Source organism: Pantoea phosphatilytica (assembly GCF_051025615.1).
Lineage (GTDB): Bacteria > Pseudomonadota > Gammaproteobacteria > Enterobacterales > Enterobacteriaceae > Pantoea.
In genome coordinates this window covers 1963050-1981805 of sequence record NZ_JBPFDF010000001.1, presented here as the reverse complement: position 1 = coordinate 1981805, position 18756 = coordinate 1963050, and the positions used below count along the sequence as shown (strand labels likewise).

Sequence of the window (18756 nt, the reverse complement as noted above, 5' to 3'; positions counted from 1 at the left end):
TGTCATTTTGCGTCAGGCGGCGTAGAGTGGCTTCAGGAGGTCAACATGACACTGAAATATGTAATCGTTCAACAGCCAGCCACCGCCGCTCAGCTATTTCTGCTCTACCACGGCGTCGGCGATAACCCCGATTCAATGGGTGAAATCGGCAGCTGGTTTGCCAGGACCTTCCCGGAGGCGCTGGTGGTCTCCGTCGGCTCGCCGGGCGCAGTGCGTCAGTGGTTCGGTGAAACGGACCTGCACGATCAGACTATCCAGCAGCGGGTGGATGCGGCGATGCCGCAATTCGTGGAGTCGGTGCGTCACTGGCAGAAGAAGAGTGGCGTGCGGTCGGAGGCGACCGCCTTAATCGGCTTTTCGCAGGGCGGCAGTATGGTGCTGGAAGGGGTTAAGGCGCATGCCGATCTGGCGAGTCGTGCGGTGATCTTTAACGGGCGGTTCATTACGCTGCCGGAAAAGGCCACGACCCGCACCACGATCCATCTGATCCACGGTGATTACGATGAGCAGATCCCGCTGCATCATGCGCAGCAGGCGGAGCAGCGTCTGATTGCCCGCGGCGGCGACGTGACGCTGGATATCGTTGACGATCTGGGCCACGCTATCGACCACCGCAGCATGGAACTGGCGCTCAATCATCTGCGTTATACGGTGCCGAAACGCTACTTCGATGAGGCGCTGAGCGGCGCAAAACCCGGCGACGATGATGTGATCGCGATGATGTAAAAAAAGCCCCTGCATCACAGGGGCTTTTTTCATTTACTTCTTCTTCGGCCAGTCGTCTTCGTCATCCCACTTATCGTTGAAATCACGATGCGGCGGCAGATCCGGTTTGTTCTCCATAAACTTTTTGTGATCGATGCGTTTCAGATCTTTATAGACGTTCATCAGCACGCCAACCATCAGCAGGATCACCAGGATCCACCAGTAATCTTTAATAAATTCCATTTGCTGCTCCTTTAAACCGCCGTCAGGCGATCAGTTGTTCCATGATGCGCTGGTACATCCGGCTCAGCATCTGCAGGTCGGAGGCTTTCACACACTCATTGATTTTATGAATGGTGGCATTCACCGGCCCCAGCTCCACCACCTGCGCACCCATCCGGGCAATAAAGCGGCCATCGGAGGTGCCGCCCGTGGTCAGCAGCTGTGGCTTAATTTCATTATAGTGCGCTACAGCTTTTACAACGGCATCAACCAGCTTACCGCGTGCGGTCAGGAAGGGCTGACCGGAGAGTTTCCACTCGATGGTGTAACGCAGCTGGTGACGATCCAGCAGCTCTGCCACCCGCTGACGGATCAACTCATCGGTCAGTTCGGTGCTGAAGCGGAAGTTAAACTGCACAAACAGCTCACCGGGGATCACGTTGTTGCTGCCGGTGCCCGCCTGCACATTGGCAATCTGCATGCTGGTCGTCGGGAAAAACTCATTCCCCTGATCCCACTCGGTTGCCACCAGCTCATTCAGCGCAGGCATCGCCCGATGCACCGGGTTATCTGCCAGATGCGGGTAGGCGACGTGGCCCTGCACACCGTGAATGGTCAGGTTGGCTGTGATTGAACCGCGACGGCCATTCTTCACGACATCACCGACGACTTCGGTGCTGGAGGGCTCGCCGACCAGACAGTAGTCGAGCCGTTCCCGGCGCGCCATCAGCCGCTCTACCACTTTTACTGTGCCATTGGCCCCGCTGGCCTCTTCGTCCGAGGTGATCATAAAGGCGAGCCGTCCTCTGTGATGCGGACGCGCCGCCACAAAGCGTTCGGCCGCGACCACCATCGCCGCCAGCGACCCTTTCATGTCAGCCGCACCGCGACCAAACAGCATGCCGTCGCGGATGGTGGGCTCAAACGGCGGATTGATCCAGCGACTGGCATCGCCAGGCGGCACCACATCGGTATGGCCGGCAAATGCCAGCGTTTCCCCTTCGCCCCGGGTGGCCCAGAAGTTCAGGGTGTCGTCGATGTTCATGGTTTCGATCTTAAAGCCAATGGCTTCAAGACGGGCGATCAGCAGAGCCTGACAGCCGGCATCATCGGGGCTGAGAGAGGGGCGACGAATAAGCTGCTGCGTCAGCTCAATGACCGGGCAAAACATATTATGACTTCTCCTGGATAGCATTCTGATAGGTGGCTTCGTTAAAACCGGCGAGCAGGGTGCCATCCGGAGTGCGCAGCAGTGGACGCTTAATCATGGCGGGATGGGCCAGCATCAGTGCGCGGGCGCTGCTGGCGTCGGTGACGGCTTCACGCTCAGCGTCGGGCAGTTTGCGCCAGGTGGTGCCACGAGTGTTGAGCAGTGCCTCATAGCCCAGCGCATCGATAAACGCCTGCAGCAGGGCTTCGCTCAGGCCATCGGCACGGTAGTCGTGAAAGTGATAGTCGATACCCGCCGCCGTTAAAAAACGCCGGGCTTTTTTTATGGTGTCGCAATTTTTAATCCCGAACATCACCCACTGCGTGCACATCGCCTGATCCTTATTGTCATGTTGAGCGTTAAGCTGAAAAAAGCAGCCAGAGCGCGAGTTTAGCATAGTGTGATCCGTTGCGGCATCTGCGCGGACGCGGGAAACGGCCCCGAATGAACCGGCGGCCATGCGCCGTTTCTCAGTGGGTAATCGCTATCAATTTCATCTGCAATCATTACGTTTGTCATCATTGGCACATTAAGAATTTCGCTATGTTGATAAAATCGTCTACCGCTGGGCTTAAAAAAAATTAATTTCAACCGTCTCAGTCAGTTGCTGAAATGTGCGTCAGCTTACAAAATCAGCAACATTCATGTTTTTCGTGCTGCTGCCGATAAAGTTAACAGGTGTAACCGTATTCACCTGAATAAAAAAAAGGCGTAACATTGCCATCACAATAAGAGAGGGCATCATGATTGACACCGAAATGGGAACCTGGAAAGAATTTATCGAAGCGATGTTACGTAACAAGTAACCCACCTCGGGAATAGCAGGACCATCCCGCTTGCTGGAATTCTTACCACACACAGAAACAAGGCGGTCACTGATTTCAGTGGCCGCTTTTTTATTGGGCGCTAGTCTTGCGGCTTCTCTTTCAGCGGGAAGCGACGGCGGACCAGCACAAAGAACAGCGGCACAAAGAAGATCGCCAGCAGAGTGGCAGAGATCATCCCACCCATCACGCCGGTTCCCACAGCATGCTGGCTGCCAGAGCCTGCTCCGCTGCTGATAGCCATCGGCAGCACCCCGAAGATAAAGGCCAGCGAGGTCATCAGAATCGGCCGCAGGCGCTGACGTGACGCCTCCAGCGTTGATTCCACCAGTTCACGGCCTTTACTGTTAATCTCGTTGGCAAATTCCACAATCAGGATGGCGTTTTTCGCGGAGAGGCCTACCACCGTCAGCAGACCCACCTGGAAGTAGACATCGTTTTCCAGGCCGCGCAGCCAGGTGGCAATCAGCGCGCCGACCACCCCCAGCGGCACCACCAGCATCACCGAGAAGGGGATCGACCAGCTCTCATACAGTGCGGCCAGGCAGAGGAACACTACCAGTAGTGAAATGGCATAGAGCGCCGGAGCCTGGGAGCCGGAGAGCCGCTCCTGATAGGAGGCACCGGTCCACTGGAACCCCACGCCCAGCGGCAGCGCGTTCACCAGCTTCTCCATCTCATCCATCGCCGTGCCGCTGCTGACGCCGCTGGCCGCTTCACCGACAATCTCCAGCGAGGAGTAGCCGTTGTAGCGTTCGAGTCGCGGTGAGCCGGTCTCCCAGCGGCTGGTGGCAAAGGCGGAGAAGGGCACCATGCCGCCGCTGCTGTTGCGCACGTACCATTTGTTGATGTCATCCGGCAGCATGCGGAATTCGGCGGCGGCCTGCACATAGACCTTTTTCACCCGGCCGCGATCCAGGAAGTCATTGACGTAACTGGAGCCCCAGGCGGTGGTCAGGGTGTCGTTGATGGTATCCAGCGAGACGCCCAGTGCCTGCGCTTTACGCGCATCCACATCAATCTGCAGCTGCGGACTGTCATCGAGACCATTGTGACGCACCCGTGACAGCGCCTTATCGTTACCCGCCATCTCCAGTAGCCGGTCGCGCATCGCCATCAGCTGAGTATGGCCGATGCCCGCATGATCCTGCAGTTGCATATCGAAGCCGGAGCTGCTGCCCATGCCGGTGATGGCGGGCGGACTGCTGGCAATCACCCGCGCCTCGGTGATCTTCTGAAACGCCCGGGTCGCGCGTTCAATAATCGCGAAAGAGGTGCGATCAGCGCCGGGTCGCGCTTCCCAGTCTTTCAGCCGCACAAACAGGCGCGCCACGTTCTGCCCATTGCCACCCGGACCAGCGCCGATGGTGGCGAAGACCGACAGCACGTTCGCCTTCTCCTCCGTCAGGTAGTAGTTTTCGACCTTCGCTACCACGCTGGCCGTCTGCTCAAGCGTGGCGCCAGCCGGAAGCTGAACCTGTGTCAGGAAGACCCCGCGATCCTCCAGCGGCAGAAATGAGGTGGGCAGACGCAGAAACAGGAAGGCCATCAGGCCGATAAGGGCGAGATAGAGCAGCAGCCAGCGACCGCCCCGTCGCAGCAGCGCCGCCACACCGCGCTCATAGCGGTCTGCGTTGCGATTGAAGTGACGGTTAAACCAGCCGAAGAAGCCGCGCCGCGCGTGCGGATCGCCCCCGGCGACCGGTTTCAGCAGCGTAGCGCACAGCGCCGGGGTCAGGATCATCGCCACCAGCACGGACAGCACCATCGCCGAGACGATGGTAATCGAGAACTGACGATAGATGGCCCCGACGGTGCCGCCGAAAAAAGCCATCGGCACAAACACCGCAGAGAGCACCAGCGCGATGCCGACCAGCGCACCCTGAATCTGCCCCATCGATTTTCGTGTGGCGGCGCGGGGCGAAAGTCCCTCTTCCTGCATCAGCCGTTCCACGTTTTCCACGACCACGATGGCGTCATCCACCAGCAGCCCGATCGCCAGCACCATGGCAAACATGGTCAGAGTATTGATGCTGAACCCGCAGGCGTAGAGCACGCTGAAAGTGCCGAACAGCACCACCGGCACCGCAATCGTCGGGATCAGGGTGGCGCGGAAGTTCTGCATAAACAGATACATCACGCCAAAAACCAGCACGATCGCCTCCAGCAGCGTCTTTACCACGTCCGTAATTGACGCCTTAACGAACGGGGAGGTTTCATAGGCAATTTTTGCTTCCAGCCCGTGCGGGAAGTAGTGCGATAACTCCTCAATGCGCGCCCGCACCAGCTTGTCGGTGTGCATCTCGTTGGCGCCGGAGGCAAGCTTCACCCCCAGGCCAGAGGCAGGCTGACCGTTGTAGCGACTCAGATAATCATACTTCTCGGCACCCAGCGCCACGCTGGCGACATCCCCCAGCGTGACCACGGAACCGTCGGGATTGTTTTTTAAAGTAATCGCCCGGAACTGCTCGGGCGTCTGCAGCATCGACTGGGCGTTCACCGTGGCGTTCAGCGCCTGTTTCTCCACCGACGGCAGGCCACCCACCTGACCCACGGCCACCTGACTGTTCTGGGACTGAATGGCGCTGACCACATCATTGGTGGTCAGCGCGTAGGCGATCAGTTTGTTGGGATCGAGCCAGATGCGCATCGCATACTGTGAGCCGTAGGCGTCAACCTGACCCACGCCGTCGATGCGGCTCAGCGGATCCTGAATATTACTGGCCACATAGTCTGAAATATCCTGCTTATCCATGCTGCCGTCGGTGGAGACAAAGGCCACCATCAGAATGTTGCTGTCACCGGTTTTGTTGACCGTAACGCCCTGCGACTGCACCGCCTGCGGCAATTTACGCAGCGCCGACTGCAGCTGATTCTGCACCTGCTGACGGGCTTCATCGGGATTGGTGCCGGCGCGGAAGGTGAGGGTGATTTGCGCCTGGCCGGTGTTACTGCTGTTGGAGGACATGTACATCAGGTTGTCGATGCCGGTCATGTTCTGCTCGATCACCTGGGTGACGGTATTTTCCAGTGTCTGAGCGGACGCGCCCGGATAGTTAGCGGTGATCCGCACGTTGGGCGGCGCCAGGTCGGGATACTGTTCCACAGGCAGTGACATGATCGACAGGGCTCCGCACAGACAGAGCAGAATCGCCAGCACCCAGGCAAAGATGGGGCGGTCGATAAAGAAATTCGACATTAAATCGACACTCCTCAGTATTTATTATACTCGGTCAGCCCCACCAGCCACGGGCGCACTGGCAGACAATCGGATGGTCTTTGCCACGATTCTCCTCCGCCATTTACTCTACGTGCGGCGGCGGGGGAAATCGTGGAGAAATTGAGGAGAAAGTGTAAATTCGTTGGCTATTTGCGGCTTTCCAGCCACATCACCGTGGCCGCCACCCGTGAGCGGACATCCAGCTTGCGCAGCAGATTGCGGATATGCACTTTCACGGTCTCTTCCGAGATATGCAGAATGGCGGCAATCTCCTTATTCGACAGGCCGCGCGCCACCTCCTGCAGGACATCCCGCTCACGTTCGGTGAGCTGACGCAGCGGATCGGCGCTGTGCTGACGACTGGACAGATAGCTGGCAACGCCGTCGCTGAACACCTTCTCACCACGCGATGCCTGCAGGATATGTTCCAGCAGGATATCCGGCTCGCTGTCCTTAAGCAGATAGCCGTCGGCACCGGCGTCCACCATGGCAAAAATATCGCTGCGGGCGTCGGAGACCGTCAGCACCAGAATGCGTGAATGAATGCCATCCTGACGCAGCGCCTTCAGCGTATCCAGCCCGGACAGGCCCTTCATATTCAGATCCAGCAGAATGATGTCAGGTTCCTGACGGCGTGCCTCTGCCAGCGCCTCGGTGCCGTTGCTGGCTTCGGCAATCACCGACAAACGGGGCTCCAGCGCCAGCAGCTGACGCACACCGCGGCGCATCAGCGGATGGTCATCCACAATCATCAGGGTTAAAGCGGGCTGTTGCATAGTTTCTCCTGTTTTCGGTTTCAGACGATGACGGCGCAGGGGGGTGGGGGTCACTGTCTGTGCTGTCCCGTAACGTCTGCTGTCAGGCTAAAGGATCGTTTTAATCGGGCCCGGCGCGCTACTCCAGCGCGCGTGCGGGCTGCGGTGGAAAGCGCAGCGCAACCTGGGTGCCGCGCTCCCGGGCGAGAATGGTCAGCTCGCCGCCGAGGCGCTGGGCGCGTTCCGCCATAATCGTCAGTCCGTAGTGGCCGGGCGGTTCCTTCGTGCTGCCGATCCCCGAGCCATCATCCGTAATTGTCAGTAAGTGCTCACCTTTATCGCTGTGCTGATAATCCACCCGGATGACTCTGGCGCTGGCGTGCCGGATGGCATTCAGTAACGCCTCCCGGGCAATCTGCAGGAGATGTACCTGCTGCTGCGCCTCCAGCGTCTGCAGGCCGCGCTGATAGTTAAATTCGATCGCTGCGCTGCTCTTCTCCTGCAGCGAGGCGATCATTGCTTCCATCGCCGCAACCAGATCTGCCTGTTCGATGGTGAGACGGAAAGTGGTCAGCAGCTCACGCAGCTGGCGATAGGCGTCGGCCAGCGCCTGATCGAAATCCGCGATAATGGTATGTGCGGCGTGGTCCTCTTTATTCACGGTGCGGCGCAGCAGGGTCAGCTGGATGCGTAAAAAGGAGAGGGACTGCGCCAGCGAGTCATGTAACTCGCGGGCGATCGTGGTGCGTTCTTCAATCAGCAGCATCTGCTGGTACTGCTGCTGCGTCTGCCAGATCCAGAGTGTCCGTCCCAGCATCCCCGCCAGGCTGCGCATCAGCGCCTCCGGCGGAGAGAGAGCGGCGATCTGCCAGCGCAGTTCGCCAATCGGCTGATCGGCCTGCTGCAACGGCAGGGCGTGCCACTCACCGGCGGCCTGTTCACTACCGGCGGAGAACGAAAACTGTTTGCTGTCGAGCCGGATGGCCCTCAGCTTCTCGCGCTGCAGCACCGTGGTTAATACCGCTTCAAACAGCGCCGGATGCAGTGGACTGGCGGTCAGCATCTGGGAGCTTTCATAGAGCAGCGACAGGGTGCGATTGGCCTGGGTCAGATCTTCCGTTTTCGCGCGTACCGTGCTTTCCAGCAGCTGGTAGTGCGAGTGCAGACGTGCCGCCATGCCGCTGAAGGCGTGCGAGAGTACCCGCAGTTCATTCTGCTGCTCCACCTCTAGCGGCGGAAAAGCGAAATTGCCGCTCTCGACGTAACGGCTGGCCGTGACCAGCGCATTCAGAGGGCGCACCACCTGCTGACGGGTAAAGTGAATCGTCATCAGCGCCAGCGCCACAATCGCAATGACCCCCACCAGACTGCTGGCGGCCACCAGGTGCATCTTCAGTTCGGTATAGCGTTGCAGGCTCAGAACAAAGCGGTCGATTTCGCCGACATAGATTGGGATCTGCTGCTGATAAGCCGCAATGTTTTCCTGCTGTAGCTGCTGCTGCAGCGCGGGCCAGGCGGCGCGCAGACGTTGATAGCGAACGCTTACTTCACGAGGTACCCAGGGTCGATCCAGTTTCTGCAACACCGGGGCATCCAGCGTTTGCTGATAGCGTGCCAGATGAACAGGCAGATTCTGCGGCTGACGGCTGGCATCCCAGGCCATGCGATAGCTCTGCATACGCAACGAGCCCGCCAGATTGATCGCCTCTGCATCACGCTGGCTGCTGAGCAGCGTGACGAGTGCCAGGCCGGTGGTCAGCAGCGACAGCAGAACGATGGCGCTGAGCGCCTGAGCGATGCTCTGAGTTACGGAACGTTTAACAATCACATGAATAGCCCTGTCTGAAGTGTGGGAATTATAAGAGGGCCGTCACCTCACGCCAATGATCCATTCCCTGTTTATCGCACAGGGCATTACACATCGCACACAAAATGACCGCAACTGACAGTTCCCAGGAATAGCTGCGGTTTGGCGGCTAAAAAACGAACAGGTTTACATCGGCCCGATGTTGCTTTTCATTGCAGCGCCAATAATTTCTCCAGTCATTACTCACCACCTCAATCCCTGAATGCAGATTAAGGAGCACCCAATGAAAAAACTGACTGTTGCACTGGCGGGCGCACTTCTGGCTGCCACCTCATTTGGTACCTTTGCCGCCGCGCCGGTCGACCCTTCTCAGGCGCAGAACATGCAGAGCCTCGGCAGCGTATCGGTATCCGGTGTACGTGGCTCACTGGATGACGCCAGCCGCCAGCTGTCGCAAAAAGCGGAGGAGATGGGCGCCAGTCACTACCGCGTGATCGGTGTCGATAATCCCGGCGACTCCAGCCTCTGGAGCGGAACCGCAGAGATTTACCGCTAACCTTACCCTCCTGTTTCCATCCCTGTAGCGTTTACCGGCCTGAATTGGCCGGTTTTTTTGTTTTTGTGCATCAGGATGGATTCTTACAAATCAGCCTGTGCATTCGCCCGGTATATTTTGCTTCGTTCTTGCAGAACGGGTAGGATTCATCGCCGTAAATTCCCGCGTTGCCTGGCACTCACTCACTGGCCAACGCATAGAGGAAATACCCCATTTCACAGAGCATTACGCCTGCACTGGGGTAGCAACGACTGATGGTTCGGACAAACAGGAATGCTATGAAATCTATAAAGAAAACCCCAGGCGAGATGCGCGCTGCGAAACGACGCTGGCTCAACTCTCATGACGCCGGTTACCAGAAGGCGATGGGTAACCGTCACGTACAGATGATTGCGATCGGCGGTGCCATCGGTACCGGTTTGTTCCTGGGCGCAGGGGGCCGTTTACAGGCTGCCGGCCCTGCGTTAGCCATTATCTATCTGGTCTGTGGCATCTTCTCCTTCTTTATTCTGCGTGCGCTGGGCGAACTGGTGTTACACCGTCCGAGCAGTGGCAGCTTCGTCTCTTATGCCCGTGAGTTCCTCGGTGAAAAGGCCTCCTATGTGGCCGGCTGGATGTATTTCGTCAACTGGGCGATGACCGGCATCGTCGACATCACCGCTGTGGCGCTCTACATGCACTACTGGGGCGCGTTTGGCGATGTGCCGCAGTGGGTCTTTGCGCTGGGTGCGCTGGCGATTGTCGGCACCATGAACATGATCGGTGTGAAATGGTTCGCCGAGATGGAGTTCTGGTTCGCGCTGGTCAAAGTGCTGGCGATTGTGGTCTTCCTGGTGGTGGGTGTCATCTTCCTGGGCACTGGCAAACCGCTGGATGGCAACAGCACCGGCTTCCATCTGATCACCGATAATGGCGGTCTGTTCCCGCACGGCTTGCTGCCTGCGCTGGTGCTGATCCAGGGTGTGGTATTCGCCTTTGCCTCTATCGAGCTGGTGGGCACGGCTGCGGGAGAGTGTAAAGATCCCAAAACCATGCTGCCGAAAGCGATTAACAGCGTGATCTGGCGTATCGGCCTGTTCTACGTGGGTTCTGTGGTTCTGCTGGTGCTGCTGCTGCCGTGGAACGCCTACCAGGCGGGTCAGAGTCCGTTCGTGACCTTCTTCTCGAAGCTCGGCGTGCCCTACATCGGCAGTATCATGAACATTGTGGTGCTGAGCGCGGCGCTCTCCAGCCTTAACTCGGGCCTCTACTCCACCGGACGTATCCTGCGCTCCATGTCGATGGGCGGTTCTGCGCCGAAATTTATGTCAAAGATGAACGGTCAGCAGGTGCCTTACGCCGGTATCCTGGTCACCATCTGCGTCTACGTGATCGGTGTGGTGCTGAACTACTACGTGCCTTCTCAGGTGTTTGAGATCGTGCTGAACATCGCCTCGCTGGGCATCATCTCCTCCTGGGCCTTTATCGTGATTTGCCAGCTCCGTCTGCGCAAAGCGATCAAAGAGGGCAAGGCGGATGATGTCAGCTTCAAGCTGCCGGGTGCGCCGTTTACCTCATGGCTGACGCTGCTGTTCCTGTTCAGCGTGCTGGTACTGATGGCGTTTGACTACCCGAACGGCACCTATACCATCGCCTCCATTCCGCTGATTGCCGTGGTACTGGTGCTGGGATGGTTCGGAGTGCGTAAGCGTGTGAACGCGATTGCCGCGACAGAACACGATCACCATGAAGAGGATGCGAAGCCTGCACAGCTGGCTGACGACACCTCACGCTAACCGGCCCTGCCGCGATCAGGCCAGCCTCCGGGCTGGCCTTTTTTATGCGCGCCGCCCGCCACGCGGCGGGTGAAAATAGGATAGTTTTTCCGCCAGCCAGCCCCTATGATGATAGGCTCCCTGTATGCGGTAGCGGAGTCATCGTGTCCTTTAAGATCAACATTATCAAAGACAAACTCCTGTCTGAAAACTGGTTTGTACTGCGTAACTACACCTATGAGATCACCGATGGCCGGGGTGAGCCGATCCGCCATAAACGCGAGGTTTACGATCGCGGAAACGGGGCGACCATTCTGCTTTATAACCGTGAAAAGAATAGCGTGGTGCTGACGCGCCAGTTCCGCATCGCCACCTACGTCAACGGAAACGAAGGCGGCATGCTGATCGAAGCCTGTGCCGGTTTGCTGGACGACGACTCCCCGGAAGATTGCATCCGCAAAGAGGCGATTGAAGAGACGGGCTATGCGGTAGGCGAGGTGGAGAAGCTCTATGCCTGTTACATGTCGCCGGGCGGCGTGACGGAACTGATCCACTTCTTTGCCGCCGAATATCACGAATCGTTGCGCGAAAACGCAGGCGGCGGCGTCGACGATGAGGCGATTGATGTGCTGGAACTGCGCTTCCCCGAGGCGCTGGCGATGGTCGCCGATGGCCGGATCTGCGACGGCAAAACGGTGATGCTGTTACAGCATGCGCTGATCGCGGGCTGGCTGACGCCCTGACCGGGCCTTTAATCGTGCTGAGCAGAGTAGCAGCAGAACTTAATGCTTTTATGCACGCTTTTTAAGCAGTTAGCTGCGCTTTTTGCACCGGTTCACAGAATGCGAACTCTGCCTGGCGCATTGATGCGCTATCCTCTTCTCTCTGGCTATTCGGAGATCGATTTTCTTAATGTCGTACTGGATGAAATCGCTGTGGCTGTTGCCATCTTTGTGGGCTGCCTCTGGTCAGGCGGAACCGTTGCAAAAGTCATTCAACGACTGGCAAATCACCTGTAACAACGAGGCCTTTTGCGTGGCACGCAATATTCCGGGCGACAAAGGGCTGGTGATGACGATTTCGCGTCATGCGGGCGTCAGCGATCGCCCGTTGCTGCGAATCGACTACGGCAGCGCCTACAGCGGGGCGTTGCCTGGCGGTCCGCTTAAAGATAACCTGCTGCTCGATCAGCGCCGTCTGAAACCCGACCTCAAGCACTGGACGGTCGAACCTCATCATCTCGCGACCAGCAACGCCATCGCCATCGACGAATTTCTCGATCTGGTAATGGAGGCGAAAGCCCTGCAGCTCACCTACGACCCGAATGCACTCATCTCCCTGCGGGGCATGAAAGCGGCCCTGCTACTGATGGATGATACACAGGGGCGAATTAACAGCATGAGTGCCTGGGTCAGGCGTGGCAATCGCGCCAGCTGGGACGTTCCACCGCCGCCTGCGCTGCCGCCTCTGCCGCCGGCCGTGATGCCGCCTGCGGCACTGACGCGCGAAGAGACCAGCGGCTTGATCGATTATGGCACCTGGCGGGTGAATACCGACGCCTGCTCGCTGGACCCGCTGCGCCGTGAGGTCAGCGTGGCACCGCTGACCGACCAGCGCGCGCTGCTGCTGGTGAGCTGTGAGATGGGGGCCTACAACGTGATCGATCTGGCATTTGAAGTGACGCGCAGCCCGCCTTTTGTGGCGCGCGGTATCACGCTGACGCTGCCGTTCACGCCACCGGGTGCCAGTGATCGGCAGCTTGAGCTGATCAACGCCGATTATGATGCGGCCAGCGGTCAGCTTTACACCTTTGTCAAGGGTCGGGGGCTGGGGGATTGCGGCAGCGCCACACGCTGGCAGTTCGATGGCACCCGCTTTGTGTTAGCGGAGTATGCGGAAGAGTCCACCTGTGACGCCTGGCACAGCAGTGACGACTGGCCAACCCTGTGGGTCAGCCAGCCTGATGGCGGTGTACAGCAGCGTTAGCGGATCGCCTGCACCATCATCGGGGAGCCGGACTGGTTGCCAACCAGTTCGGCCAGCAGGTTATTCACGCCGTCGCTCATCGGCGTAAAGCGGGTCAGCGGTGAGCGGGTCACCACCACAAAGACGCCCACGTTATGCTGCGGCACCATCGCCATATAGGTAATGAATCCGCCGCCGCCGCCGGTTTTCTGGATGATGCCAGGGCGACCGCTTTTCGGCCCCATATAGACCCAGCCCATACCCAGCGCATCCGCCTTGCCCGGCACATCCATGCCTTCCACTTTGTTCAGCTGGTCGCGACGATAGATCAGCGTCTGCAACCGGTCGATCTGCGGCGTGCGGTGGTTAACCGAAGAGTTCAGGAACTGCTGCATCCAGCGGCCCATGTCATCCGGGGTAGAGTAGACGCCGCCGCTGCCAATCGCCGCCAGGGTGTTGTTGCAGGGGCTTGCCCCTTTTTCCGCCACCATCAGGCGGCCGCACTGCTCTGGCGATGGCGTAAAGGTGGTATCTTTCATGCCGAGCGGGCGGGTGATTAACTGCTGAAACAGCGCCGGATAGGGGGTGCCGCTGGCGCGTGCCAGCGCATCGCCCAGCAGATCGTAGCCCAGGTTAGAGTAAGCAGCGCTGCTGCCCGGGGCTGCTTTGAGGTTCGCGTGCGACAGCCAGTTCCAGCGTTCGCTGCGTGTCGGCCAGACAAAGACCGGACGCTGCGCTTTACCGCCAGGCTGCTCACGCGGCAGTCCGCTGGTGTGGGTCGAAAGGTTAATCAGGCGAATCGGCTGGCCGTTCCAGGCGGGCACGCGGGTGCCGGGCGGCGCATATTTACTCAGGGGATCGTCGAGCCGAATCTGTCCGCGCTCCGCCAGCTTCACCATCACCTCGCTGGTCATCAGCTTACTCAGCGAGGCGATGCGAATCAGCGAATCTTTCTGCGGACGGATGTTGTTGCCGGGGCGGGTTTCACCGAAGCTGGCAAAGACCCGCTGATTGCCATCAATCGCCACCAGCGCCATGCCGGTCGCGCCACTGCCGTAGAAGATATGCTCGGCATAGCGATCGACAATCTGTGAAGCCAGCAGCGGATCGGGCGCGACCTGCGCCATGCTTTTCAGGGGAAGCAGTGAAACTATCAGGGCCAGTAAATAGGGAGTGCGCATGTTCAACGGAGGTGGCTTCGCTATAAGAATCAGTGGAAATCTGCCTTAACCCGGCGGGAACAGACCCGGTCAGCAGGGTGTCAGCCCGGGGAAACAACCGCAGGAACAGACGCACAGCCGTGCAGAGGCAGCATTAAACAGGTGTTCTATAGTAATCAGTTTACGCAGGGCGTGAAGGGGGGCGGGGAGATTTTTTTCGGTGGCGGACAATAAGATGAAATGGCCCTTCCCGCCGCAACGGAAAGGGCCAGTGCATTATGCAGGTTTCAGAAGTGCTTCAGCGTGGCTGACGATGTTCTCTACCGTGAAGCCAAACTCCGCGAAGAGATCGCTCGCTGGCGCGGATTCACCGAAGGTGGTCATACCGACGATCGCGCCTTCCAGGCCCACATACTTAAACCAGTAGTCGGCAATGCCCGCTTCGACCGCCACACGCGCTTTCACGCCAGAAGGCAGAACGGATTCGCGGTACGCGGCATCCTGTGCATCAAACAGATCAGTCGACGGCAGTGAGACGACACGGACCTTGTGACCGCCCGAGGTGAGCTTCTCCGCCGCGCCCAGGGTAATCTCCACCTCTGAACCGGTGGCGATCAGAATCACGTCCGGCGTACCGTCGCAATCCTTCAATACATAGCCGCCGCGTTTGATGTTGTCGATCTGCGCCGGGGTACGTTCCGGTTGCAGCAGATTCTGACGGGAGAGGATCAGCGCCGTCGGACCGTGATGGCGTTCGATCGCCGCTTTCCACGCCACCGCCGTTTCCACCTGATCGCACGGACGCCAGACGCTCATGTTCGGCGTGAGGCGCAGGCTGGCGATCTGCTCAACCGGCTGGTGCGTCGGGCCATCTTCGCCCAGACCGATGGAGTCATGGGTGTAGACCAGAATCTGACGGGCCTTCATCAGCGCCGCCATACGCGCAGCGTTACGCGCATATTCCACGAACATCAGGAAGGTCGCGGTGTACGGAACGAAACCGCCATGATGCGCGATGCCGTTACCAATCGCCGTCATCCCGAATTCACGGACGCCGTAGTGAATATAGTTACCGGCCGGGTCCTCTTTAATCGATTTAGAGCCTGACCAGATGGTAAGGTTACTCGGCGCGAGGTCAGCGGAACCGCCCAGAAATTCAGGCAGTAATTTGCCGTAGGCTTCCAGCGAGTTCTGCGAGGCTTTACGGCTGGCGATTTTCTGCGGATTCGCCTGCAGTTCCTGAATGAAGCGGGTCGCTTCAGTCTCCCAGGTGGAAGGCATCTCGCCGTTCATGCGGCGTTCATACTCTTTCGCCAGTTCAGGATGGGCCGCTTTATAGGCCGCAAATTTCTCATTCCAGGCTTTTTCGCGCTCGGCTCCGGCGGCTCTGGCATCCCACTGCTGATAGATTTCAGCCGGGATCTCAAACGCCGGATAGTTCCAGCCAAGCTGCTTACGCGTCAGGGCGACTTCGGCCTCACCCAGCGCGGCACCGTGCGACTCCTCTTTACCGGCCTTGTTCGGTGAACCGAAACCGATAATGGTGCGGCAGATAATCAGCGACGGCTTATCGGTCACGCTCTGCGCTTCCTCGATTGCCGCCCGGATAGCGTCGGCATCATGGCCGTCAATATCGCCGATGACGTGCCAGTTATAGGACTCGAAGCGTTTATGAGTGTCGTCGGTGAACCAGCCTTCGGTTTCACCATCGATCGAAATGCCGTTGTGGTCGTAGAAGCCGATTAATTTGCCCAGACCCAGGGTGCCTGCCAGTGAGCAGACCTCGTGCGAAATCCCCTCCATCAGACAGCCATCGCCCATAAACACATAGGTGTGGTGGTCGACGATCTCGTGGTCCGGACGGTTAAACTGCGCGGCCAGGGTGCGTTCAGCAATCGCTAAGCCCACTGCGTTCGCCAGCCCCTGGCCCAGCGGACCGGTGGTGGTTTCCACGCCGGGGGTGTAGCCGATCTCCGGGTGACCCGGCGTTTTAGAGTGCAGCTGACGGAAATTCTTCAGCTCTTCAATCGGCAGGTCGTAACCGCTCAGGTGCAGCAGGCTGTAGAGCAGCATCGAACCGTGGCCGTTGGAGAGAATAAAGCGGTCGCGGTCAAGCCAGGCGGGATTGGTCGGGTTGTGCTGAAGGAAGTCGCGCCATAACACCTCGGCGATATCGGCCATGCCCATCGGGGCGCCGGGGTGGCCGGAGTTTGCCTTCTGTACCGCATCCATACTGAGTGCACGGATCGCGTTTGCCAGTTCTCTGCGTGAGGACATAAAGTTCTCCCTTATTAAGCATCAGGGCGGGAAAGTCCCGCCCGACTAAAATGAAGACTACAGGCGTGCGGCAAGCACATCTTCCAGCTTCTGCTGGTCAACGGCGAACTGACGAATACCGTCAGAGAGTTTTTCCACGGCCATCGGGTCCTGGTTATGTTCCCAGCGGAACTCCGCTTCGGAGAGCGGCGACGGCTGATGGAAGCCTTCGGTAGAGGGCTCCAGCTTGCGCTCCAGCGGCGCATCGCTGTTCTGCAGCTCTTCCAGCAGGTTAGGTGAGAGGGTCAGGCGGTCGCAGCCGGCCAGCGCAATGATCTGCTCCACTTTACGGAAGCTGGCACCCATGATGATGGTGCTGTAACGATGCTTTTTGTAGTAATCGTAGATACGACGCACGGATTTCACGCCCGGATCTTCATCCGCCACGTAGGGTTCCATCGGTTTACGCGAGTTATACCAGTCGTAGATACGGCCTACGAACGGCGAGATCAGATAGACGCCCGCTTCGGCACAGGCACGCGCCTGAGCAAAGGAGAAAAGCAGCGTCAGGTTACACTGGATGCCGTTCTTCTCCAGCTCTTCCGCCGCGCGGATGCCTTCCCAGGTGGAGGCCAGCTTGATCAGCACGCGGGAGCGGTCGATGCCGTGCTCTTCATACATCCTGATCAGTTTTTCTGCTTTGGTCACACACATGCCACGATCGAAGGAGAGGCGCGCATCCACTTCGGTCGAAACACGGCCCGGTATGCTTTTGAGGATCTCCATACCGAGATTAATCGCCACTTTGTCGCTGGCGTTGATGATCTGCGTCTCTTTGCTGCCACCCTGCTTTTTCGCGTACTCAATCGCATCATCCATCAGGTGCTTATACCCTTCGAGACCGGACGCTTTCAGAATGAGTGACGGGTTGGTGGTGGCATCTTCCGGGTGATAATGACGAATCGATTCGATATCACCACTGTCAGCCACCACGGTGGTGAACTGTTTTAGGGCTTCTAGCTGGTTCATCTCTAAACTCCTTGAAAAGAAAAGTGACAGCGAACAGGGAGCACCTCAGGCCTCGCAGCCGGTCTGTGGCGAATTCTGCTACCGGTAACGTGAACCCATAACATTGCAACAGCGCGTTTCTGATGAAAATGCGGTTTCTCTGATTGTTGCGCTGCGAGGCGGTGCGAAGAAGCCGTCATGCGGTGTAAACCGTGGGGTGCGCCATATTCCATCCTTAAGCATAGCAGTCAGGACAAATGACGCAGGCAACACTGTAGCAATCCGTGCCCTGTGATTCGGGAGATGCAGAAGGGGAGAGCGGTAAGCGCAGCGCGGGGTCAGGCCCGCGCTGCGGCGGCAGGCGCAATCAGCGGGGCAGGTTGAGCCAGTTTTTCACCGGCAGGAAATCGCGATAGAGGGCGGCTTCCGGCGAGCCCGGCTCGGGCTGATAATCATATTCCCAGCGCACCAGCGGCGGCATCGACATCAGGATCGACTCCGTACGGCCACCGGTCTGCAGACCAAACAGCGTGCCGCGGTCCCAGACCAGATTGAACTCGACATAGCGGCCACGGCGATAGAGCTGGAACTGGCGCTCGCGCTCGCCAAACGGGTGATCTTTGCGGCGCGCCACAATCGGCCGGTAGGCGTCGATGAAACCACGGCCCACCGCCTGCATAAAGCTGAAGCTCTGCTCAAAGTCGGGCGTATTGAGATCGTCGAAGAACAGACCGCCGATGCCGCGCTGCTCATCCCGGTGTTTCAGATAGAAGTAGTCGTCGCACCACTTTTTATAGCGCGGATAGACATCCTCGCCAAACGGCTGGCAGAGATCGGCGGCCGTCTGATGCCAGTGCAGCGCATCTTCTTCGAAGCCGTAGAAGGGCGTCAGATCAAAGCCGCCGCCAAACCACCACACCGGATCGGCTCCTGGTTTCTCGGCGATAAAAAAGCGCACGTTGGCGTGGCTGGTGGGCACGTAAGGGTTGTTCGGGTGGATCACCAGCGACACGCCCATCGCTTCAAAGCTGCGACCCGCCAGTTCGGGACGGTGTGCCGTCGCCGAGGCGGGCATCTGATCGCCGTGCACATGGGAAAAGTTTACGCCTGCCTGCTCAAATACGGCACCGTTGCGCAGAACGCGGCTCTGACCGCCGCCGCCGCCGGGACGCTGCCAGCTATCCTCGGCAAACTGCGCACCGCCATCTTCAGCCGCCAGCTGGTTACAGATCTCATCCTGCAGGGCGAGCAGGAACGCTTTTACGCGGGAAATATCAGCCATCTTTTCGCTTATCGTTTGTCAAAGTCTGACGC

Annotated in this window: 17 protein-coding genes; 7 read left to right on the top strand and 10 right to left on the bottom strand. The window is 58.6% G+C overall.

Going from position 1 to position 18756, the window contains the following annotated elements; translation table 11 throughout:
- The first annotated feature begins 45 nt into the window (after positions 1-45).
- The gene (ypfH, locus tag ACR6AS_RS09525) at positions 46-726 is read left to right on the top strand and encodes an esterase (RefSeq protein ID WP_111139337.1); all 681 of its coding nucleotides are present in this window, start codon (positions 46-48) and stop codon (positions 724-726) included.
- A gap of 33 nt (positions 727-759) precedes the next feature.
- On the opposite strand, the gene ACR6AS_RS09520 is transcribed toward ypfH, so the two are convergent.
- The 3 genes from ACR6AS_RS09520 to ACR6AS_RS09510 are packed head-to-tail and all read right to left on the bottom strand — an operon-like array spanning position 760 to position 2468.
- A complete protein-coding gene (locus tag ACR6AS_RS09520) occupies positions 760-948 on the bottom strand; it encodes a YpfN family protein (protein ID WP_111139338.1) in 189 nt (62 codons plus the stop codon).
- A 22-nt stretch (positions 949-970) separates the two neighbouring features.
- A complete protein-coding gene (gene dapE, locus ACR6AS_RS09515) occupies positions 971-2098 on the bottom strand; it encodes a succinyl-diaminopimelate desuccinylase (RefSeq protein WP_111139339.1) in 1128 nt (375 codons plus the stop codon).
- Between the two features lies 1 nt (position 2099).
- Complete coding sequence (locus ACR6AS_RS09510) at positions 2100-2468, bottom strand: ArsC family reductase (RefSeq protein WP_111139363.1); 369 nt, start codon at positions 2466-2468, stop codon at positions 2100-2102.
- 412 nt (positions 2469-2880) lie between these two features.
- Between ACR6AS_RS09510 and ypfM the strand changes: the two genes are divergently transcribed.
- A complete protein-coding gene (gene ypfM, locus ACR6AS_RS20540) occupies positions 2881-2943 on the top strand; it encodes a protein YpfM (protein WP_376747919.1) in 63 nt (20 codons plus the stop codon).
- Between the two features lie 100 nt (positions 2944-3043).
- On the opposite strand, the gene acrD is transcribed toward ypfM, so the two are convergent.
- The 3 genes from acrD to narQ form a co-directional block, all read right to left on the bottom strand.
- A complete protein-coding gene (gene acrD / locus ACR6AS_RS09505; protein WP_434161851.1) occupies positions 3044-6160 on the bottom strand; it encodes a multidrug efflux RND transporter permease AcrD in 3117 nt (1038 codons plus the stop codon).
- A gap of 167 nt (positions 6161-6327) precedes the next feature.
- Positions 6328-6957: a response regulator gene (locus ACR6AS_RS09500; RefSeq protein ID WP_111139341.1), complete on the bottom strand. Its 630-nt coding sequence runs from the start codon at positions 6955-6957 to the stop codon at positions 6328-6330.
- 118 nt (positions 6958-7075) lie between these two features.
- Positions 7076-8764 (bottom strand): nitrate/nitrite two-component system sensor histidine kinase NarQ, encoded by a 1689-nt coding sequence (gene narQ, locus ACR6AS_RS09495; RefSeq protein ID WP_434161849.1) that lies wholly within the window; start codon positions 8762-8764, stop codon positions 7076-7078.
- A gap of 262 nt (positions 8765-9026) precedes the next feature.
- On the opposite strand from narQ, the gene ACR6AS_RS09490 reads away from it, so the two are divergent.
- The 5 genes from ACR6AS_RS09490 (at position 9027) to ACR6AS_RS09470 (ending at position 13039) form a co-directional block, all read left to right on the top strand.
- The gene (locus ACR6AS_RS09490) at positions 9027-9299 is read left to right on the top strand and encodes a YdgH/BhsA/McbA-like domain containing protein (RefSeq protein WP_111139343.1); all 273 of its coding nucleotides are present in this window, start codon (positions 9027-9029) and stop codon (positions 9297-9299) included.
- Positions 9300-9577: 278 nt separating this feature from the next.
- Positions 9578-11074 (top strand): L-asparagine permease, encoded by a 1497-nt coding sequence (gene ansP / locus ACR6AS_RS09485; RefSeq protein ID WP_111139344.1) that lies wholly within the window; start codon positions 9578-9580, stop codon positions 11072-11074.
- A gap of 143 nt (positions 11075-11217) precedes the next feature.
- Complete coding sequence (gene nudK, locus ACR6AS_RS09480; protein WP_111139345.1) at positions 11218-11796, top strand: GDP-mannose pyrophosphatase NudK; 579 nt, start codon at positions 11218-11220, stop codon at positions 11794-11796.
- Positions 11797-11895: 99 nt separating this feature from the next.
- Positions 11896-12072 (top strand): hypothetical protein, encoded by a 177-nt coding sequence (locus tag ACR6AS_RS09475; RefSeq protein ID WP_233498973.1) that lies wholly within the window; start codon positions 11896-11898, stop codon positions 12070-12072.
- Complete coding sequence (locus ACR6AS_RS09470) at positions 12035-13039, top strand: DUF1176 domain-containing protein (protein WP_367395685.1); 1005 nt, start codon at positions 12035-12037, stop codon at positions 13037-13039. Before ACR6AS_RS09475 ends, ACR6AS_RS09470 begins: the two co-directional genes overlap by 38 nt.
- On the opposite strand, the gene ampH is transcribed toward ACR6AS_RS09470, so the two are convergent.
- The 4 genes from ampH to hemF all read right to left on the bottom strand — a co-directional run bounded on the left by ampH (position 13036) and on the right by hemF (position 18724).
- Complete coding sequence (ampH, locus tag ACR6AS_RS09465; RefSeq protein WP_199559987.1) at positions 13036-14199, bottom strand: D-alanyl-D-alanine-carboxypeptidase/endopeptidase AmpH; 1164 nt, start codon at positions 14197-14199, stop codon at positions 13036-13038. The genes ACR6AS_RS09470 and ampH overlap by 4 nt on opposite strands.
- Before the next feature lie 255 nt (positions 14200-14454).
- On the bottom strand, positions 14455-16455 hold the full coding sequence (gene tkt, locus ACR6AS_RS09460; RefSeq protein ID WP_111139348.1) for a transketolase: 2001 nt from the start codon (positions 16453-16455) through the stop codon (positions 14455-14457).
- Positions 16456-16512: 57 nt separating this feature from the next.
- A complete protein-coding gene (gene tal / locus ACR6AS_RS09455) occupies positions 16513-17463 on the bottom strand; it encodes a transaldolase (RefSeq protein ID WP_111139349.1) in 951 nt (316 codons plus the stop codon).
- A 346-nt stretch (positions 17464-17809) separates the two neighbouring features.
- Positions 17810-18724, bottom strand: a complete 915-nt coding sequence (gene hemF, locus ACR6AS_RS09450; protein ID WP_111139350.1) for an oxygen-dependent coproporphyrinogen oxidase — start codon at positions 18722-18724, stop codon at positions 17810-17812.
- Positions 18725-18756 lie beyond the last annotated feature (32 nt).

Bases quoted from the DNA above. Each gene is read 5' to 3' on its own strand.
- ypfH (WP_111139337.1), top strand. From the start codon at position 46: ATGACACTGAAATATGTAATCGTTCAACAGCCAGCCACCGCCGCTCAG.
- ACR6AS_RS09520 (WP_111139338.1), bottom strand. From the start codon at position 948: ATGGAATTTATTAAAGATTACTGGTGGATCCTGGTGATCCTGCTGATG.
- dapE (WP_111139339.1), bottom strand. From the start codon at position 2,098: ATGTTTTGCCCGGTCATTGAGCTGACGCAGCAGCTTATTCGTCGCCCC.
- ACR6AS_RS09510 (WP_111139363.1), bottom strand. From the start codon at position 2,468: ATGTGCACGCAGTGGGTGATGTTCGGGATTAAAAATTGCGACACCATA.
- acrD (WP_434161851.1), bottom strand. From the start codon at position 6,160: ATGTCGAATTTCTTTATCGACCGCCCCATCTTTGCCTGGGTGCTGGCG.
- ACR6AS_RS09500 (WP_111139341.1), bottom strand. From the start codon at position 6,957: ATGCAACAGCCCGCTTTAACCCTGATGATTGTGGATGACCATCCGCTG.
- ACR6AS_RS09490 (WP_111139343.1), top strand. From the start codon at position 9,027: ATGAAAAAACTGACTGTTGCACTGGCGGGCGCACTTCTGGCTGCCACC.
- ansP (WP_111139344.1), top strand. From the start codon at position 9,578: ATGAAATCTATAAAGAAAACCCCAGGCGAGATGCGCGCTGCGAAACGA.
- ACR6AS_RS09475 (WP_233498973.1), top strand. From the start codon at position 11,896: ATGCGAACTCTGCCTGGCGCATTGATGCGCTATCCTCTTCTCTCTGGC.
- ampH (WP_199559987.1), bottom strand. From the start codon at position 14,199: ATGCGCACTCCCTATTTACTGGCCCTGATAGTTTCACTGCTTCCCCTG.
- tkt (WP_111139348.1), bottom strand. From the start codon at position 16,455: ATGTCCTCACGCAGAGAACTGGCAAACGCGATCCGTGCACTCAGTATG.
- tal (WP_111139349.1), bottom strand. From the start codon at position 17,463: ATGAACCAGCTAGAAGCCCTAAAACAGTTCACCACCGTGGTGGCTGAC.
- hemF (WP_111139350.1), bottom strand. From the start codon at position 18,724: ATGGCTGATATTTCCCGCGTAAAAGCGTTCCTGCTCGCCCTGCAGGAT.